This is a genomic window from Mesorhizobium sp. B2-1-3A, assembly GCF_006442655.1.
GTDB lineage: Bacteria > Pseudomonadota > Alphaproteobacteria > Rhizobiales > Rhizobiaceae > Mesorhizobium.
On sequence record NZ_VFWK01000001.1, the window covers coordinates 175,581 to 194,648 of the forward strand.

Here is a 19,068-nt window from a genome sequence, read left to right on the forward strand (position 1 = left end):
CACTTTTGGGCGGCATGCCTTAGTACCAGCCCACCGCCACCTGTGCCTCTTCCGACATGCGGTCGGGCGACCAGGGCGGGTCGAAGGTCATGTTGACCTCGACGCCGGACACGCCTTCGACGGCGCCGACGGCGTTTTCCACCCAGCCAGGCATCTCGCCGGCCACCGGGCAGCCCGGTGCGGTCAGCGTCATGTCGATCTTGACCGAGCGGTCGTCCTCGATGTCGATCTTGTAGACGAGGCCAAGCTCGTAGATGTCGGCCGGGATTTCCGGGTCATAGACCGTCTTCAGCGCCGAGACGATATCGTCGGTCAGCCGCGCCAGTTCGTCGGCGGGGATGGCCGAGGCCGATACGATGCCATTTGCAGCCGTTTCAGGCGCGGTCTCTGCGGTTGTGCTCACATCGTCCATGGTCGTCATCACCCAAAGAACTTTCGCGCTTTTTCAAGCGCCTCGGCCAAAGCGTCGACTTCGGCCCTGGTATTATACATGCCGAACGATGCCCTGCATGTGGAGGTTACGCCAAAGCGTTTCAACAGCGGCTGGGCGCAATGGGTGCCGGCCCGCACTGCAACGCCCTGCCTGTCTATCACCATCGACACGTCATGGGCATGAATGCCCTGCAATTCAAAGGAGATGATCGCGCCCTTGCCGGGCGCATCGCCGAAGATGCGCAGCGAGTTGATGGCGCGCAGCCGCTCATGGGCATAGGTCTTGAGGTCTTCCTCGTGGGCGGCGATGCGCTCGCGGCCGATCTTTTCCATGTAGTCGAGCGCGGCACCGAGCCCGATCGCCTGGACGATCGGCGGCGTGCCGGCCTCGAAGCGATGCGGCGGCTCGTTGTAGGTGACGATGTCTTCCGTCACCTCCTCGATCATCTCGCCGCCGCCCATGAAGGGGCGCATGGCCTGGAGAATGTCCTTCTTGCCGTAGAGCACGCCGATTCCCGAGGGTCCGTAGACCTTGTGGCCGGTGAAGACGAAGAAGTCACAGTCGAGATCCTGCACGTCGATCGGCATGTGCACCGCGCTCTGGCTGCCGTCGACGAGTACGGGAATGCCGCGCGCATGCGCGATGCGCACGATCTCCTTGATCGGCGTCACCGTGCCCAGCGCATTCGACATCTGGGTGATGGCGACGAGCTTGGTGCGGTCGGTCAGCCGCTTCTCGAATTCCTCGATATGGAAGACGCCGAGATCGTCGACCGGCACCCAGACGAGTTTCGCGCCCTGCCGCTCGCGGATGAAATGCCAGGGCACGATGTTGGAGTGGTGCTCCATGATCGACAGCACGATCTCGTCGCCCTCACCGATATTGGGCATGCCATAACCATAGGCGACCGTGTTGATCGCCGAGGTCGTGTTCGAGGTGAAGACGATGTTGTCGGTGCTCGGCGCATTCAGGAAGCGGCGCACCGTCTCACGCGCCTTTTCATAGGCGTCGGTCGCGGCATTCGACAGGAAATGCAGGCCGCGATGGACGTTGGCGTATTCCTGCGAATAGGCATGCTGGATCGTATCCAGCACCACCTGCGGCTTCTGCGCCGAGGCACCATTGTCGAGATAGACCAGCTTCTTGCCGTAGACTTCCCGCGACAGGATCGGGAAGTCGCGACGGATCGCCTCGACGTCGTAGAAATCTCCGATCTTGCCTGGAGCGTTCATCATTTCACCCGTGTGTCAAAAACCAATCGTCCAGCCGCGCTTCCAGCGCCTCGACGATTGTCTCGTCATCCAGTTCCTCGATCACCTCGGCGACGAACGCCTTGACCAGCAGGCCACGGGCCGACTTCTCGTCGACGCCGCGCGCCATCAGGTAGAACAAATGGTCGTGGTCGATCTCTGTCACCGTCGCGCCATGGCCGCAGACGACGTCGTCGGCGAAGATTTCAAGTTCAGGCTTGGTCGAGAACTCGCCATCGTCCGACAGGAGCAGCGTGTTGCAGGCCATCTTGGCGTTGGTTTTCTGCGCATATTGGTGGACGTTGATACGGCCCTGGAAGACGCCGCGCGCCTTGCCGGTCACCACGTTGCGGATGATCTCGGTCGAGGTCGTGTGCGGCACCGCGTGGTCAAGCACCATCGTCACGTCGCTATGGGTATCGCCGGCCAGCAGGTTGATGCCGCGCAGCTTGAAATCGGCGCCTTCGCCCGTCGTCCTGACCATGACCTCCTGGCGCACAAGCTTGCCGCCGGCGTTCATCACGAACAGGGTCAGTTTCGCATTCTTGCCGATATGGGCCTTGAACTGCGCCAGATGAGTCGCCGTCTCCGGCTGTTCCTGGACGATCAGCCACGTCACCTCGGCACCCTCACCCAGCACAAGCTGGCTGACCGAACTGACCAGGGCAGCCCCGTCTCCCGCCTGACGCTCGACAATGACGGTCTTGGCGCCAGCGCCGACGCGAACGGCCAAGCGCACATGACTCTGGCCGCCGGCCTGCACATTCTGCAATTCGATCGGCTTTTCGAGTTCCGTGCCATCGGCGATATCGACAAAGTAGCCATCGGCGACGAAGGCGGTGTTCAGCGCGCCGATCGCATCATCGCTGCCATAGGGATCGAGCCCGGGCGCGATGCTGCCGTCGATCAGTTTTTCCGACAGGCGCTGCACGGTGACGCCTTCAAGGACCGGCACCTTCGCGTCGGACTTGCCGTTCAGGACCGGCAGAACGGCGGAGCCTTCGACGATCGGTGCGACGGCCTTGGCCATGGCGGCCGGGTCGAAGTCCGGCACCACGTTCAACAGCCGGCGCAGATCCGTGTAGTGCCAGGACTCGACGCGCCGCGTCGGCAGGCCGTGCTTGATCGCCTCGATCGCGTCGTCGCGCTTCAGCATCACCGCGCCATCGCCCGGCAGCAGCGACAGCCGGTCGCCAAACGCGTCGATCAACGCGGTTTCGGCAGGTGTCCGCTGCGGTTGTGTGTGCATGTTCATCAGTTTGACCTTGCCTTCTGGCATCTCACGCGGCTTCGCCGATCACGCCGGCATAGCCATTGGCCTCGAGGTCGAGCGCCAGCGACTTGTCGCCGGACTTGATGACCTGGCCCTTGTAAAGCACGTGCACGCTGTCGGGCACGATGTGTTCGAGCAGGCGCTGATAGTGGGTGATGACCAGAAAAGCCCGGTCCGGCGCGCGCAGCGCGTTCACGCCGTCGGAGACGATCTTCAGCGCATCGATATCGAGGCCAGAATCGGTTTCGTCGAGCACGCAGAGTTTTGGCTCCAGCAGCTTCATCTGCAGGATCTCGGCGCGTTTCTTCTCACCGCCGGAGAAGCCGACATTGAGCGGCCGCTTCAGCATGGCCATGTCCATGCTGAGCGAGGCGGCGGCTTCCTTCACGCGCTTCAGGAATTCCGGGATCTTCAGCGGCTCCTCGCCGCGCGCCTTGCGCTGCTCGTTCATGGCCACTTTCAGGAATTCCATGGTCGCCACGCCCGGTATCTCCATCGGATACTGGAAAGCGAGGAAGATGCCCGACGTCGCGCGCTCGGCCGGATCCATTTCGAGGATCGACTGGCCATTGTACAGGATGTCGCCTTCGGTCACCTCATAATCCTCGCGGCCGGCGAGGATGTAGGACAATGTCGATTTGCCCGAGCCGTTCGGGCCCATGATCGCGGCGACCTCGCCGGCTTTCACCGTCAGGTTCAGGCCGCGGATGATTTCGGTGCCGTCATCGACGATGCGGGCGTGCAGGTTCTTGATCTCAAGCATTCTTTTCTACTTTCGTGTTCTTGATGTTCTCGACGCTCTGCCCTTGACGGGATCCCCTTGGAAAGAAGCGTGCTAGTTTGCCCGTAACTAACATCCAGCCAAAAAAACCAACCGCACCTAGGGTTGCAATCGAACCACCAATATTCTTCACCGAACTCAAGCTAAACATCGCGCCTATCAGAGCCACCACGGCACCTCCAATAGCCAGCGTCAACAAGAGCATCAGCACGACGACCATCAAGCTCTCGATCAGCTGGAAGAATTTCCTAATCAACCCACCGAGCCTTCCAGCGAGATGCCGATCAGCTTCTGCGCCTCGACGGCGAACTCCATCGGCAACTGCTGGATGACGTCCTTGACGAAGCCGTTGACGATCAGCGCGATGGCTTCCTCCTCGGGAATGCCGCGCTGCATGACGTAGAACTTCTGGTCCTCGGAAATCTTGGACGTCGTCGCCTCGTGCTCGAACTGCGCCGTCGAGTTCTTGGCTTCCATGTAGGGCACGGTGTGCGCGCCGCACTGGTCGCCGATCAGCAGGCTATCGCAATTGGTGAAGTTGCGGGCGTTGATCGCCTTGCGGTGCGCGGAAACCTGGCCACGATAGGTGTTCTGCGAGAAGCCGGCGGCGATGCCCTTGGAGATGATGCGGCTCGACGTGTTCTTGCCGAGATGGATCATCTTGGTGCCGCTGTCGACCTGCTGGTAGCCGTTCGACACGGCGATCGAATAGAACTCGCCGGAGGAATCGTCGCCGCGCAGGATGCAGCTCGGGTACTTCCAGGTGATCGCCGAACCGGTCTCGACCTGCGTCCAGGAGATCTTCGAACGGTCGCCACGGCAATCGCCGCGCTTGGTGACGAAATTATAGATGCCGCCCTTGCCCTCGGCGTCGCCGGGGTACCAGTTCTGCACCGTCGAATATTTGATCTCGGCATCGTCGAGCGCCACCAGTTCGACGACCGCGGCATGCAGCTGGTTCTCGTCGCGCTGCGGCGCCGTGCAGCCCTCGAGATAGGAGACGTAAGCCCCCTCCTCGGCGATGATCAGCGTGCGCTCGAACTGGCCGGTGTTCTTCTCGTTCATGCGGAAATAGGTCGACAGTTCCATCGGGCAGCGCACGCCCTTGGGCACGAAGACGAAGGAACCGTCGGTGAAGACAGCCGAGTTCAGCGTGGCGTAGAAATTGTCGGAGGTCGGCACGACCGAGCCGAGATATTTCTGGACCAGTTCCGGATGCTCGCGGATGGCTTCCGAGATCGAGCAGAAGATCACGCCGGCCTGCGCCAGTTCCTTCTTGAAGGTGGTGACGACGGAGACGGAATCGAACACCGCGTCGACAGCGACACGGCCCGATTTGTAGACATTGTCGCTAGGCTCCTCGAGATCGGAGGCATCCGTCTTCTGAACGCCGGCAAGGATCTCCTGCTCGCGCAGCGGAATGCCGAGCTTTTCATAGACCTTCAAGAGTTCGGGATCGACGTCGCTGAGCGACGACGGGCCGGGCGTGCTCTTGGGCGCCGCGTAATAGTAGATGTCCTGGAAATCGATCTTCGGATAGTGGACGCGCGCCCAGGTCGGCTCCTCCAGCGTCAGCCAGCGCCGATAGGCTTCCAGGCGCCATTCCAGCATCCAGGACGGCTCGTCCTTCTTGGCCGAAATGAAACGGATGATGTCTTCGCTCAGGCCCTTGGGGGCCTTATCGACTGCGATTTCCGTCTGGAATCCGTATTTGTATTGGTCGACGTCGATCTTTCGGACCCGATCGATCGTGTCCTGCACAGCAGGCATATGCGTTCTCCATCCACGCCGGGGTCAAGGCCCGACAGTTTTCAAACTATGGCACCGCCAAATGAACGCACGAGGCATCCGCGGCAGCGTAAGTTCCATATAGTGCGCCTCGACCGGAAATTCACCCGGCCAGCATGAAACGCACGGCTCTACCAGGCCGAAGGCCCAAAATCGTCCAACCGCTCAAGCGGCTTCTTCTCTATCCGCCTTTTCCCTGGCGGCTTGCCGTGCGGCAATACCCGCCAGCGCGCTACGGAACAGTTCTATGTCCTCGGCACCCGTCGCCGGGCCAATCGACACACGCAAGGCGCCGAGACTGTCGCCGTAGCCCATAGCCTTCAGCACGTGGCTCGGCCCGACCTTGCCCGACGAACAAGCGGAGCCGGCCGACAGCGCAACACCGGCGAGATCAAAGGCGATCTGCGCGGTTTCAGCCTTGACGCCCGCAATAGCGAAGAATGTCGTGTTGGCAAGCCTTGGCGCGCCGGTTCCAAAGATTTCCGCGTCCGGGACCAGCATTTTCACGATTGCCTCGATCTCGTCGCGACGCTCGCGCACCGCATCGATCGCCGGCAGTCCGGCCAGCGCTTCGCGTGCGGCGGCGCCAAAGCCTGATGTGGCGGCGAGGTTTTCCGTGCCGCCGCGATAACCCTTTTCCTGGCCGCCGCCGTTAATCAGGGGCTTCGGCATCATCAGGTCGGCTGCAGCGACGATGGCGCCGACGCCCTTGGGGCCGCCGATCTTGTGCGAAGACAGAATCAGATAATCGGCGTAACCCGCTGACATATCGATCGAAACGCGGCCCGCGGCCTGAACCGCATCGACGACAAGAATACCGCCGGCGGCCTTGACGATTTCGGCGATACGATCGATCGGCTGGATAACGCCGGTCTCGTTGTTGGCTGCATGGATCGCCACCAGCGGCAGGCCATCGGCCTTGTCATGACCTGCAAGCGCCGCCGCCAGGGCTGCAAGATCGGCAATGCCGTCGGCATCGACGCCGATGCGCGTGACTTGCACGGCCGGAAAGCGGCCGCCATTCAACAGACAGGGATGATCGGCCTCGCAGACGTAGAGCCGGCTCATGCGCACGCTGCCGCGCCCCATCTGCCAATCGGGGGAGAGCAGCGTCGAGGCGGCTTCGGTCGCACCGGAGGTGAACACGACATGTTCGGGCCTGGCATTCACCAGTGCCGCGACCTCGCGCCTTGCCGTCTCGATCAGGCGCCGCGCGGCGCGGCCCTCGGCATGGACCGACGACGGGTTGGCCGCCACGTCAAGCGCCGCGACCATAGCCTCGCGCGCCGCTGCAAGCAGCGGCGCACTGGCATTGTAGTCGAGATAGGCACGTTTTGCGGCCATTTTCGTCCAGTTGATCCCGTCAGAAGCCATTCGGTCGTCGTATGGCGTTATTTCCTTGAAATTCCAAGGCGAGCCGTCCTATTTACGCGGCTTGCGGCGCGGGTGGCCGGGCTCGACGTCTGGCCACTCAGTTTTGAATAGTTCTAAACTAGCTTCTAAGAAGACGCTCGCCCTGCGTCAAGGCCAGAGGAAGACACGTTCCGGGCGCCGCGCATTCGTATACCAAGTGGAGTATTTCATGCCTGAGGTCATTTTCACCGGTCCGGCCGGTCGCCTGGAGGGACGCTACCAGCCCTCCAAGGAAAAGAGCGCGCCGATCGCCATCGTCTTGCATCCGCACCCGCAATTCGGCGGCACGATGAACAACAAGATCGTTTACGACCTCTTCTACATGTTCCAGAAGCGTGATTTCACCACGCTGCGCTTCAATTTCCGCGGCATCGGCCGCAGCCAGGGCGAGTTCGACCACGGCACCGGCGAATTGTCGGATGCGGCGGCCGCACTCGACTGGGTCCAGTCGCTGCACCCGGATTCCAAGAGCTGCTGGGTCGCCGGTTATTCCTTCGGCTCGTGGATCGGCATGCAGCTTTTGATGCGCCGGCCGGAGATCGAAGGCTTCATCTCGATCGCGCCGCAGCCCAACACGTATGATTTCTCGTTCCTGGCGCCCTGCCCGTCATCGGGCCTGATCATCCATGGCGATGCCGACAAGGTGGCGCCGCCGAAGGACGTGCAAGGCCTGGTCGACAAGCTGCACACGCAGAAGGGCATCACCATCACGCAGAAGACGTTGCCCGGCGCCAACCACTTTTTCGCCAACGACGCCGACCTGCTGATCGAGGAATGCGCCGACTATCTCGATCGCCGGCTGGCGGGCGAGTTGTCCGATCCGCGGCCGAAGCGGCTGAGATAAACAGGGAAGGCGCCAGCGCCAATGTACGAGCCTCCCCATTTCCAGGAAACGCGCCCCGATGTCCTGCATGGACTGATCAGGGCGCATCCGCTCGGCATGTTGATCTCGAACGGGCCTGACGGCCCGGTCGCCAACGCCATTCCCTTCCTGCTCGACGCCGAAGCGGCGCCGAACGGCAGGCTGCGGGCTCACCTGGCCAAGGCCAACCCGCAATGGCGCCTCATTGCCGACAATCCGGCATCGCCCTTGCTGATCGTCTTCCAGGGCACCGACGCTTATGTGACGCCCTCCTGGTACGAGACCAAGCGCGAGACCGGCAAGGTGGTGCCAACCTGGAACTATGCCATCGTGCAAGTGCGCGGCACCGCCAAGGTGATCGACGACCAGGAATGGCTCGCGCGGCAGATCGCCGACCTGACCGCCTCCCAGGAAGGTGCGCGCGAGGCGCCCTGGGCGGTGACCGATGCACCGCCGCCCTTCATCCAGTCGCAGATCAAGGGCATCATTGGACTGGAGATCGAAATCAGCGAGATCCACGGCAAGTGGAAGGTCAGCCAGAACCGTCCGGTCGCCGATCGCGCGGGCGTCGCGCAAGGGCTCGAAAGCGAAACCGCCAATTCGTCCGACATGGCTCGCTTGGTGAGATCCTACGGTGGACTGGACAGCAATTAGACCAATCCGCCCGGCGACCTATCTTTCAGGGGCAATCAGCCGGAACGATGCTTTGCGGACCGGCAATCCCGACTGCATCGGCCGGAAGATGAAGCCGAGACGCGCAAACACCACCCCGCAGGCGAGCGCGAAGGCGCAGCCAAGGCCAAAGCCGGCGACCGTGTCGCTCGGGTAGTGGGCACCAACAAAGACCCGGGTCGAGGCGATGCAGGCCGTCACCGCCAGCGCGATATACCAGCGTCGCGGAAACAAGAGCAGAAGAACGCCGAACACAGCGCCCATCGTCGTGGCATGGCCGGACGGAAAGCCGGCGAAGCGTGCATCGAAAGCAAAGGGATGCAGGGCCAGCACACCAAAATCCTGGAAGTAGAGCGGGCGGGCCCGGCCGATCGCGTATTTCAGGACATTGACCGTCAGACCGGACAGGCCGACGGCGCTCAGCACCAGGAAAGCCAGGCAAGTCCAGTTGTAGGCGAGCATCAATGATCGTCTCGAGAGACTTCGCCAATCGATCAGATTGGCCGCGACGAGCAACAGCGCGGGCGGAATGAGATACCAGCCGCCTAGGCCGAACTGCGTGAAAAAGTCGGCCAAACGGACGAATCCCGGCGACCATTGATCTCGAAGCATCCCCGCCGGGGTGTCGAGACGCACAAACGCCGCAGCGGTCAGCAGAACCCAGCCCAGGCCCCAGACCGACCATACTATATTCGGGTACCTGGCGGGACGGGCGGCAAAGCGCCCTCTCACGATCCGCATCGTGTCGAGAAAATTGTCGACCGACCGGCGCCCTGTCCCCAGGAGCCTGCCAGAAACGGGTGGACGCGATTTCACGAGCATTGGGAAGTCGACCTCATCGCCGAAGTCATTGCGCGATACGATAAAGGCCGAGCGACAATTTGTCTCCCGACGAATAGTTGATGCCGTCGACTTCGGCGACACGGTTCACCGATTTGCCTCGCACCGACAGCATGCCATTCAGTTTCTGCTCATCCTCGATCGGCGCCAGCGCCAACGCGCAGGCCGGATCGGCAAGCAGATGCTCCGCCACCCCGCCGATATCGGTCAGCACCGTCTTGGTGCCGACCAGGAATACCAGGCTCGGTTCCTGATAGCGCGCCGAGGCCAGCACCGTCGTGTCGCAAGCCTTGTTGGCAAGCACCGCTTGCTTGATCGCCGGGCTCAGCCAGATCGGCGTCAGGGATGGGGCGATGACACCGAACAGCAAGGCATAGGTGATGCCGGCGCCGGCGGCGGTGGCTCCGATACGGGGCAGCGGCACCTGCAACTGCCGCGAAAAACCCAGGTAGCCAGTGCCGAGCGCGGCGGCGGCGGCCGGAATGCTCCACCAGGAAAATGTGTGGGTGAGGTAGATCGGCGCTCCGATACAGACCGCCGCCAGACCAAGGCTGACCACGACCAGACCGAATGCAGTCGCCCACCACAGCCATTGTTGCCAGCGCCTGAGCGGTGCGTTGGCATCCTGCGGCTGCAGGGTCAGCAGCCAGCCGATCAGCAGCGCCATGCCGGGATAGGCCGGCAGAACATAGTGCGGCAGCTTCGTCGGAATGAGCTCGAATACGAGCCAGAAAGGGATGTACCAGGCGAGGCAGAAGCGCAGCCTGACATCGTCGCGCAGACGGTTGAGGGCCTGGAGGCCGGCGCCGACGGCGATAAGGCCGAAAGGCCACATGAACAGCGAATAGGTCAGCATGTAGAAGCCGGGCGGCAGGCCATGCGATTCCTCGCCCGACGCGACCTTGCCAAGCATGTCCTTGCCGACAGCCTGCTGCAGGAAAGCACCATGGCTTTTCCAGGTGATCGCGGCGAGCCAGGGCAATGTGATCAGCACGACGAGCAGCAGGCCGCGCCCGACCTTGAGTTTCGACAGCCAGCGCCCGTCACGCTCGAAGGCAAACAGCGCGGCGATTGTCAGCGCCGACAGCAGCGGCGCAATCGGCCCCTTTATGAGGATCGCTGCCCCTTGCGCGATCCAGAATATCCACCAGAGATGGCCGGCGACAGGTTCGTTGCGGCGCGCTGCCAGGTAGATCTGCCCCAGTGCGCCTTGCGCCGCCACGCAGCAGGCGAGCAGCATCGCATCGGTCTTGGCGTCGCGGCCCTCGAAGGCCGTGGCGAAGATCGCCGCCATCACCAGGCCGGCGGCGAGGCCGGCATTGGCGCCGAAAAGATTGGTCCCTGTCCAGGCGATCGCCAGCACCGCAATGGCAATGCCAAGCGCGGAGATCGTGCGGTAGACCCAGATCGGCGCTTCGGCCCCCTTACCGCTCAAGGTCACGGCGGCAGATTGCAGCCAATAGATACCGATCGGCTTCTGGTAGCGCGAGGCGTCCTGGAAGCGGATGTCGACATAGTCGCCGCTCTCCGCCATCTGCTTGGTGGCCTGGACGAAGCGCGACTCGTCCCGGTCGATCGGCGGCAAGGATGCCAACCCCGAAACCGTCATCACCAGACTGAACAGGAAGAGAAAGATGTAGTTCCTGTTCAACGCCATGCTCGAGCCTCTCTGGTCATTTCTTGATGTGACAGGCCGCTCAATCGACCTTGGTCATCGCCGCCTTGCGCTCATTGGCGATCAACCAGAGATTCCTGATGTAGATGAACATACCCATGGCCTGACCGGCGATGAACACCGGATCCTGGCGTTGGATGGCATAGATCAGAAGCAGGCCGCCGCCGAACAGGGAGAAGAACCAGAAGGCCACCGGGACCACGCTGCGCTTGGCCTTTTCGGAGGCGAGCCACTGCACGACGAAGCGCATGGTGAAGAAGAACTGGGCGATGAAGCCGAGCAGGACCCACGCATCGAATTGCTTGATGAAAACCTGGTGAAGCCACGTCGCCAGTTCCTGAAGCACGTTAAACACGCTTGATTTCCTCTACTTTGGGCATTCTGCGGCGCCTGCGGCGCAGCCACCAGACACCGCCGAGATCGAGCGCGCCCTGCAGGCCGCGGTCGAAAATGCCGTAGTTCGACTTGCCGTGCCGGCGCGAGCGGTCGACGACGTCGCAATGCACGACGCGATAGCCCTCCTGGATGACCAGGGCCGGGACGAAGCGATGAGTGCCGTCGAAGAAGGGCAGCTTGCGCAGGATATCGGTATGGACGGCCTTGAGGCCGCAGCCGGTATCGCGCGTCTCATCATGCAGGATGGCGTTTCTGAGCCAGTTGGCGAAGCGCGACGCCAGTTGCTTGACCTTGCTGTCGCGGCGCTTGAGGCGCTGCCCCTGGGCGGCGCCGAAATCAGGGCCGGCCTGCCGCAAGGCGTCCACCAGCACGGGGATGTATTGCGGATCGTTCTGGCCGTCACCGTCGATCGTGGCAATGATGCTGCCGCGCGCCGCCCAGGCGCCCGAACGCACCGAGAGGCTCTGGCCAGCGGATTTCTGGTGCCGCAATTCCCGCACAGGAAAGGAGCGAAGTGTCGCCTGCTCGGTCAGGACGGCAGCCGTCTCGTCGGTCGAGCCGTCATTGACGATGATCAGTTCGAAGTCGCGCCCGGCCATCGCCGTCTCGATCTCGTCGATCAGCAGCGGCAGGTTTGCCGCCTCGTTCCTGCAAGGAATGACGATGGATATCAATGCGTCCGGCATGTCGCGTCGGGGCTCTGTCGTCGGATATGGCATTCCTGGATGCCGTGCGGTGCCGCTCGAGGTCGTGGGCTGCAAGAACCTTTGGCGCGGCGCCTCATTACGCCAGCCGAAACGATGAAGCAAGCATTGGTGCCGGGCGGTCCGTTGCGCCGTTTCAACAACCGGTGATCATCAGGATATCTTGTGGTCCTTCGCGCGCAGGCGATCGGACGCAAAACCGGATTCCACTTTTGCTGATCGCGAACTCCTGGTTGCCGCGCGATCGGACGCAAAACCGGATTCCACTTTTGCTGATCGCGCTTGAATGCTAAACGCGCCCGTTCACATACGCCCGCGCCGGACCGGGCGGACGCTTTCGGGAAAGAAACCATGCCTGCCTTCAAATCCGATTTCCTGCGCACGATGAGCGAGCGCGGCTTCATCCACCAGATTTCGGATGAGACCGGCCTCGACCAACTTTTCGCCAAGGAAACGGTCACCGCCTATGTCGGCTACGACGCCACCGCCACCAGCCTGCATATCGGCAATTTGATCTCCGCGACCATGCTTTACTGGCTGCAGGAGACCGGGCACCGGCCGATCGCGCTGATGGGCGGCGGCACGTCGATGATCGGCGACCCGTCCTTCCGTGACGACCAGCGCAGCCTTCTGACACCCGAGGCGATCGCCACCAACATCGAGGGCATCAAACGCATCTTCGGCCGCATCCTGCGTTTCGGCGACGGCCCGAACGACGCCATCATGGTCAACAACGCGGACTGGCTGATGAAACTCAACTATGTCGAGTTCCTGCGCGACGTCGGCCGGCATTTTTCCGTCAACCGCATGCTGACCTTCGACAGCGTCAAGCTGCGGCTCGACCGCGAGCAGTCGCTGTCGTTCCTCGAATTCAACTACATGATCCTGCAGGGCTACGATTTCGTCGAACTCGCCCGGCGCCAGAACTGCCGCCTGCAGATGGGCGGATCGGACCAGTGGGGCAACATCATCAACGGCGTCGATCTCGGCCATCGCATGGGCACGCCGCAGCTTTACGCTTTGACCACGCCGCTGCTCACGACATCGTCGGGCGCCAAGATGGGCAAGTCGGCGAAGGGAGCGGTGTGGCTCAACGGCGACCTCTTCTCGCCTTATGATTTCTGGCAGTACTGGCGCAACACCGAGGACGCCGACGTCGAGCGCTTTCTGAAGATATTCACCCGCCTGCCCCTCGATGAGATCGCCCGCCTGGCGGCGCTCGGCGGCTCCGAGATCAACGAAGCCAAGAAGGTGCTGGCCACGGAGACGACGGCGATCGTCCATGGCCGCGAAGCGGCAAACCAGGCCGAGGAAACCGCGCGAAAAACCTTCGAGGAAGGCGCTCTAGCGGAGACATTGCCGACGGTCGAGACCGACAAGGCATCGCTGGAGGCCGGCGTCGGCATCCTGTCACTGCTGGTCACGGCCGGGCTGGCATCGTCCAATGGCGAGGCGCGGCGGCACATCCAGGGCGGTGCGGTTCGCATCAACGACCAGTCGGTCAGCGATGATCGCCGCATGGTCACGCTTCAGGATCTGAGTCCGGAAAACGTCGTAAAGCTTTCACTCGGCAAGAAAAAACACGTTCTGGTGCGGCCGATCTGAGACTCCACTCGTATTTGTTCTGCGTTAGTTCGGCCGATCTGATTCGCCGGGACTATGGCTATTCCTGGCCACAAGACCGGGGGCTATTGCCTTGTGGCATAGTCGCGCAAGTTAAGTTCCTTGCGAGCCTCGCGCAAATCGATCTTTGCACTGTACCCATGCTTCTCAAGGAGGTGCAGTAAGTTGGCCCCAGTTAAAAGTGTGATGGGCTTTCCTGCCGCGAATTTGTGCGCATCAGGGCCATAGTCAGCAGTTGTAATAAGGAGTCCGCGTGATGCACCTTCGTGTTGCATAGTTCCGTATAGATCGCGGACAGCCGCAACGCCGACTGTCCGGGTATATCGCTTGGCCTGGATTACGATCTTCCCACCCGTAATCGGGTCCGGATCGAAAGCTACAGCGTCAACGCCTCCGTCACTGCTCGACTGTGTGACCTTTACCTCGCCTCCACGAGAGGCGAACTCCCTTTCAAAGAGTTCCCGTACGAGGTGTTCGAAATCTTCCCAATCCATTGACGCCAAATTCATTGCCGTATCAAGCGTGTCTACAACCATGCGAGGGTCAATAAAACGCCTGTCTTCCTTGTTCAGGACCATGACGGGAGGGATAGGTGCCAGCGCTGCAAGTGAAGAAGCCGAGACGCCCTTGAGGCTTTTGAAGCACGCCTTGGGATCGACGCGGCCGAGGTCGATTTTCAAGAAGTCCTCTCGGTTCACCATAATCGACATAATACACGATGTGGTATCCTGACCTGTCGTCCGGTCCACGTACGTCGAAATGCCGTTGAACAGCACTCTTTGCAGATTTTGGCACTCATCGGCTTCGAACAGTTCGTGAATGGTTCGAAGGCAAATCTGGTAGCAGACTGAGTCATAGTTTGCCTTCTGTTCTCTTTCTGAAATGTGCGTATCTTTGAGTTCGCCGGTCGCAGCAACGAAGCGAATGGATTTGACGGTTGGCAGTTCATTCGGCGACGGCAACTGATATTCCAGCATCAAAGTTTTTGTATCCGAGGCGTATTGAACCTCATAAGATTTTTCATAAAGATCGTCATAATCTGAAGCGTCAAGAACCAGCATCGCGTGTTCTATCACCGCCTGCGGATCGCCATTGGCGATATTCGCGGCCAAAGCATCGACACGTCGATTAGCCTCCGCCTGTCGTTCTATAAATTCATTCCTTTGTCGGGCCGCAGTTTCTTCAAACTCTGCTTTTTCGACGGTCCATTGCGCTATCGACTGGTTAAGCTTCCCGGTTTCCCTCTGCTCGTACGCGAGCCAATCGGCTCGCTCTCGCTCGAACCTTGCGTGAGCGTCCGCAATCCGCCGCTTTACCCTACCGAATAACCTGTCCAAGAGTGAGATGTCGGGCGGAGTGAACTTGGGCTCGATACGCTTAACGCGTTGCGGCATGACCCTTTGAAAGGTCATTTGCCCTTCGTACAAACTGTGATCCTTAAGGGAGCTCCAATCGATACGGTCATTGATGGCAAGTGTGTGACCTAAAATCTTGTGTAGCCCTTCAAGCCGTATCGTTGCTTCAGCTGTATCTTGATCTGCCTGATATTTGCTAGCAAACACTTTTAGCTTTCGATTCTGCTGGTCCGCCCTTTCATCCCATTGCTCCATCAGCGTGTCTATCTTGTGCTGAAGCATGAACAGATCTGGTGCGCTTAACTCCTTATGCACGTGGAGCAGCTTGTGCCTAAAGTCGATGTACCAACGCAGGATGCGCGAGCCGTCTGCGCTAAATTTTGCAGTGAGCTCGCCGCTTTCAATAGCGCTCTGATGTTTTGAGCGCCAAGTAACGTTTGCCTCTTTTACCATTATTCCCAAGTCCTCCCGATCAGTCCGATCTAATCGACTTTCGGCAGGAATCACAAGCGAGATGGATCACATGTCTCTATCAAAATCTGCTCGCGGACGCGCTTCTGTAGGCACTTGTCAGAAGTTTCGTTAGTTATGCGCGAAAGCTGATTGACTGATATCACCGATACTCGAAGATCGACCTGAATATTCCCGGCGCGATAACCGACAGCGGATTGACGTCGAGCACCGGCTTGTTGGCATTGCCCCTGAGCCGGTAGGTGACGCCAATCAGGCCGCGGTCGCGGCCGTTGCCAAGCAGCGCGCCGACGATGGGCAACTCGCCGAAGATGCGGTTGAGCCCATAGACCGGCATGAAGGTGCCCGTCATGTCCATATTGTTGTTCTGGTCGTAGAGGATGCCCTGGAACGTCGTGCCGATGCGAGGGCCGCGCAGCACGCCATTGGCAAGCTTCAGATAGCCGCTGCCTTTCTCGATCTCGGCGTAGCCGCGCTCGAACTTGACCCGCGACGTGTCGAGATTGCCCTTGACCGCCTGATTGAGACTGCGGTTGTCGCCGGCCGGCGTGGTCGAGACGATGGAGGCCAGTTTCGGTTCATTGACGATGAAGAAGTTGCTGGTATCGACCTTGCCCTTCATCGGCCCGTCGCCTGCCCCCGTCAGCGCCAAGGTGATCGACCCGCCTTCCATATGCTCGTAGATGTTGAGGAATCTTAGGATAGCGCCTGCATCCGCCGACTGCACGTTGAGCGAGCGCCGGCCGTCGCCGGCAGTGTTGCTGACTGCTATGGCCGCGCCCGAACTGGCCGTGGCGCTGACCTTCAGGCCGTTCACCCTTGAACCGGCCGCGCTGTAGTCCAGCTTCAGGTTGGACAGTTGTTCGTCGTGGAAACCGGTAAGCTGCTCGACGTCGGCGCTGACTGAAATGTTGTCTGTTCCCGTGGTCTTGGTTGCGGTGTCGACATCCGACATGAACTGCTTGATGAGCGATCGGGCGTCGAGCGCATTGCCATTGATGTCGACCGCGTAGCCCTTGCCCGACCGCTTCACCGAAATCGCGACATCGTCACCTCTGTTCAAGGTGACCTTGCTGAATTTTGCCGACGACAGGGCACCGTTGACCAGCACGATGCTGCCGTCGATGGAGAATGTTTTGCCGTCGAGGTTGAAGTCGGACAGTGTCGTGGTGTCGCCGGACTTGGTCATGACGAACGTGACACTGGCCGGGACCCCTGCCCCCTTGCTCCAGCCGGCCCAGGGAATGTCCAGCCTGGCATTGGTCAGGTCGGCCGAGACGTTCTGATTGCCGCCACCGCTCTTGTCGATCGCGACCTTCACCGTTCCGCCCAGCAGCGGCGTCAGGCCGGGCATGGCGGCGGCGCGGATCTTGTCGTCAAGCACCAGGGCCACCTTGCGGCTGCGCGGCGGCCCGTTATCCACCAGCGGCTCGACGAGGTCGAGTTCGGCCGGAATGTTGTTCAACGACGCCTTGGCGGAAATCACCGCCTTTTCCGGGTCGACCGTGATCGAGCCGTCGGCATCGGTGACGGTCTGTCCCTCGAACGGCTTGGCCAGCGACAGGCCGGTGTAGTCGAGTGACACCAGCCAGTCGAGTTTCGAGGTGTCGACGCCGGACTGCAACGGAATGTCGGCCCTCACATGGCCGGTAACGCTGCCGGACAGGTCCTCCGGCAGGAAGCCGACATGGCGCATGGCGTTGATCGGTTCGTAGGAGGCGAGTTCCGCGACAGCCGACGCCTCTCCCTCCACGTCAATGTCGAGTGCGCCGATGACCGGCGGGTGGTTCGCCGCCTTGACCGACAGTGTGCCGTTGCTGGCCGCCACGGTGCGGCCGCTGGGCATGAAGACGGTGCCCGAGGAGAGCGAAATGTCGACGTCGTTGCCGTGGAAGGCGACGACGCCGACCGCGTCGCGTATCGGCGGAATGCGCCCGGCCGTGTCGAAGCGCGACCCTTCGATCTGGAAGCGGCCGAACACTTCGTCTGCAGAAAGCGGAACACCATTGCCGAGGCGATCCGGCACGACCTGGAACTGAAGATTGGCATCGACAACGCGGCCGCCGAACAGATTATCGAGCACCCAAAGCCGTGCGTTGCGCGCCGAAAACCACGGCCACAGCTGCTTGACGTGCGAGACCAGCATGTCATGGACGTTGAGCGCCAGATTGATACCGGGAGCCTTGCCGTCAACGAATTCCACGGCCGCGGTGCCAAGCACCTCGCCGGAAGCGTCGGACCGAACCGCGATCTGCTCGGCCACCAGCTTATGGCTCTTGGTCTGATAGACGCCGGCGATACGGGCGATAAACGCCAGCGCGGGCTCGGGCGATTCCGATGGCGCCAGGGTCGAACCGTCGCTGGTCAGGTCATAACGATAGGAGGGTTCCTCGCCCGCCGCCCCTGTCGCCGGCTTTGGCCCTATCGAGCCGCCGAAATTGAAAGAAGACCGACCGGTTTTCAACAGCAGCCTGTCGACCTGGATCTTGTTGCTGCCATGGACAAGAGTTGCATCGACATCGAAATCGGCCGGCAGCAGTCCGCGCGTGCCAAGATCAAGAACGGACCCGGCGGACGAGATCGCGGCTGTCAGCCGCGATGCATTCGCGCCGGATCCTTCCGATCCTGTCAGCTTCAATGCGACCGCACCCAGCTTCCCGGCTCCGGCAGTGGTGTTGTCGGCAGGCGCCAGGTCGATGTTCGCTGTCAGCGCCGTCACGCGGTGCGCCTCGATATCGCGGGTGGCGGAAGCGGCAAGGGTAACCTTTCTGCCGTCGACATTCGCCTCGGAGAAAAACTCCATACCGCCCGGACCCGATTGTACGACGGTGGCGTCGGTGATCGTGATCAGCCTGACCGCCCCGGTTTCGGGCAATACGAATTCGACATTGCTGAGATCGATCCGGCGCAGCGAATCCTCCCGCACGGCGTCGAGCGCCTGATGGATGTTGCCGAACACCGCGTCGGACAGTTTCTCCGGGTCGACAAGGCCATCCTCATTGCGCAAGCCGGCTGTCCAGTCACCGCCTGACGGCATCGCGGCCGTGACGATGCGCGCGTCGGATATCCTGGCGCTGGTCAGCCGCACCTCCCCCCACAGCAGCGGTATCAGGCGCATGCCGAAGCGAACACGGCCGGCATCCGCCATCGGCTTGCCATCCGATGTCTTCAGGCTGACGTCGCTGACCTGAAGCGCGACGAAGCTCGAACTGTCGAGCGTGATGCGCGCCGGCCCGACAGCGACATGGACATCGACACCGGCAAGTCTCTCGATGGCGATCTCGGCTTCCGTCCGAAGCCGCTCGGAGCCGATGCCGGACGCTCCGACCAGATAGACGACGACTGCCGCCAGCAACACGAGGCTGACAACGCCGGCGAACACGCGCGAAAGGATGCGAAAGCCGCGGCCGATCGACGCCTGACCGAGCGGCGGGACTCGGCACGCGGACGGCAAAGCCCCCAGGTCGGTGATTTCATCCCGCCTGAACCTGATCTTCTCGTGCTGCGGTTGCTCCTGATCCACGCCATCTTC

16 protein-coding genes are annotated in these 19,068 nt (G+C 61.4%); 3 read left to right on the forward strand and 13 right to left on the reverse strand.

Annotated elements, in window-relative coordinates:
• Nucleotides 1-19: 19 nt before the first annotated feature.
• The 7 genes from FJ977_RS00975 to FJ977_RS01005 form a co-directional block, all read right to left on the reverse strand.
• On the reverse strand, nt 20-412 hold the full coding sequence (locus FJ977_RS00975; RefSeq protein ID WP_080680448.1) for an SUF system Fe-S cluster assembly protein: 393 nt from the start codon (nt 410-412) through the stop codon (nt 20-22).
• 8 nt (nt 413-420) lie between these two features.
• The gene (locus FJ977_RS00980; protein WP_140767844.1) at nt 421-1,665 is read right to left on the reverse strand and encodes a cysteine desulfurase; all 1,245 of its coding nucleotides are present in this window, start codon (nt 1,663-1,665) and stop codon (nt 421-423) included.
• Between the two features lie 4 nt (nt 1,666-1,669).
• Entirely contained in the window at nt 1,670-2,938 is a 1,269-nt protein-coding gene (gene sufD, locus FJ977_RS00985) for a Fe-S cluster assembly protein SufD (protein WP_140767845.1), read from the reverse strand.
• 25 nt (nt 2,939-2,963) lie between these two features.
• Nucleotides 2,964-3,719: a Fe-S cluster assembly ATPase SufC gene (sufC, locus tag FJ977_RS00990; protein ID WP_015318168.1), complete on the reverse strand. Its 756-nt coding sequence runs from the start codon at nt 3,717-3,719 to the stop codon at nt 2,964-2,966.
• Nucleotides 3,712-3,957, reverse strand: a complete 246-nt coding sequence (locus FJ977_RS00995) for a hypothetical protein (RefSeq protein WP_140767846.1) — start codon at nt 3,955-3,957, stop codon at nt 3,712-3,714. Before FJ977_RS00995 ends, sufC begins: the two co-directional genes overlap by 8 nt.
• A gap of 32 nt (nt 3,958-3,989) precedes the next feature.
• Nucleotides 3,990-5,507 (reverse strand): Fe-S cluster assembly protein SufB, encoded by a 1,518-nt coding sequence (gene sufB / locus FJ977_RS01000; RefSeq protein WP_140767847.1) that lies wholly within the window; start codon nt 5,505-5,507, stop codon nt 3,990-3,992.
• A gap of 183 nt (nt 5,508-5,690) precedes the next feature.
• Nucleotides 5,691-6,869, reverse strand: a complete 1,179-nt coding sequence (locus tag FJ977_RS01005) for a cysteine desulfurase family protein (RefSeq protein ID WP_140767848.1) — start codon at nt 6,867-6,869, stop codon at nt 5,691-5,693.
• 238 nt (nt 6,870-7,107) lie between these two features.
• On the opposite strand from FJ977_RS01005, the gene FJ977_RS01010 reads away from it, so the two are divergent.
• Together FJ977_RS01010 and FJ977_RS01015 are read left to right on the forward strand one after the other, a co-directional pair.
• Nucleotides 7,108-7,782 carry an alpha/beta hydrolase gene (locus FJ977_RS01010; RefSeq protein WP_027042409.1) on the forward strand — a complete coding sequence of 225 codons (675 nt, stop codon included), beginning with the start codon at nt 7,108-7,110 and terminating at the stop codon, nt 7,780-7,782.
• Nucleotides 7,783-7,803: 21 nt separating this feature from the next.
• The gene (locus FJ977_RS01015; RefSeq protein WP_140767849.1) at nt 7,804-8,454 is read left to right on the forward strand and encodes an FMN-binding negative transcriptional regulator; all 651 of its coding nucleotides are present in this window, start codon (nt 7,804-7,806) and stop codon (nt 8,452-8,454) included.
• A gap of 18 nt (nt 8,455-8,472) precedes the next feature.
• Here FJ977_RS01015 and FJ977_RS01020 read toward each other — a convergent pair whose 3' ends face one another.
• From FJ977_RS01020 to FJ977_RS01035, 4 genes are read right to left on the reverse strand one after another with little or no spacing between them, the layout of a single operon-like run.
• Nucleotides 8,473-9,294, reverse strand: coding sequence for a phosphatase PAP2 family protein (locus FJ977_RS01020; RefSeq protein ID WP_140767850.1), 822 nt, complete (start codon nt 9,292-9,294; stop codon nt 8,473-8,475).
• A 25-nt stretch (nt 9,295-9,319) separates the two neighbouring features.
• Nucleotides 9,320-10,969: a glycosyltransferase family 39 protein gene (locus FJ977_RS01025; RefSeq protein ID WP_181179466.1), complete on the reverse strand. Its 1,650-nt coding sequence runs from the start codon at nt 10,967-10,969 to the stop codon at nt 9,320-9,322.
• Between the two features lie 40 nt (nt 10,970-11,009).
• Entirely contained in the window at nt 11,010-11,342 is a 333-nt protein-coding gene (locus FJ977_RS01030) for a lipid-A-disaccharide synthase N-terminal domain-containing protein (RefSeq protein WP_056562293.1), read from the reverse strand.
• The gene (locus FJ977_RS01035; protein WP_140767851.1) at nt 11,335-12,069 is read right to left on the reverse strand and encodes a glycosyltransferase family 2 protein; all 735 of its coding nucleotides are present in this window, start codon (nt 12,067-12,069) and stop codon (nt 11,335-11,337) included. The genes FJ977_RS01030 and FJ977_RS01035 overlap by 8 nt, the downstream gene beginning before the upstream one ends.
• Nucleotides 12,070-12,438: 369 nt before the next feature.
• Between FJ977_RS01035 and tyrS the strand changes: the two genes are divergently transcribed.
• A complete protein-coding gene (gene tyrS, locus FJ977_RS01040; protein WP_140767852.1) occupies nt 12,439-13,692 on the forward strand; it encodes a tyrosine--tRNA ligase in 1,254 nt (417 codons plus the stop codon).
• An 83-nt stretch (nt 13,693-13,775) separates the two neighbouring features.
• On the opposite strand, the gene FJ977_RS01045 is transcribed toward tyrS, so the two are convergent.
• Together FJ977_RS01045 and FJ977_RS01050 are read right to left on the reverse strand one after the other, a co-directional pair.
• Nucleotides 13,776-15,518 (reverse strand): restriction endonuclease, encoded by a 1,743-nt coding sequence (locus tag FJ977_RS01045; protein WP_140767853.1) that lies wholly within the window; start codon nt 15,516-15,518, stop codon nt 13,776-13,778.
• A gap of 160 nt (nt 15,519-15,678) precedes the next feature.
• Nucleotides 15,679-19,059, reverse strand: a complete 3,381-nt coding sequence (locus FJ977_RS01050) for a DUF3971 domain-containing protein (protein ID WP_140767854.1) — start codon at nt 19,057-19,059, stop codon at nt 15,679-15,681.
• Nucleotides 19,060-19,068 lie beyond the last annotated feature (9 nt).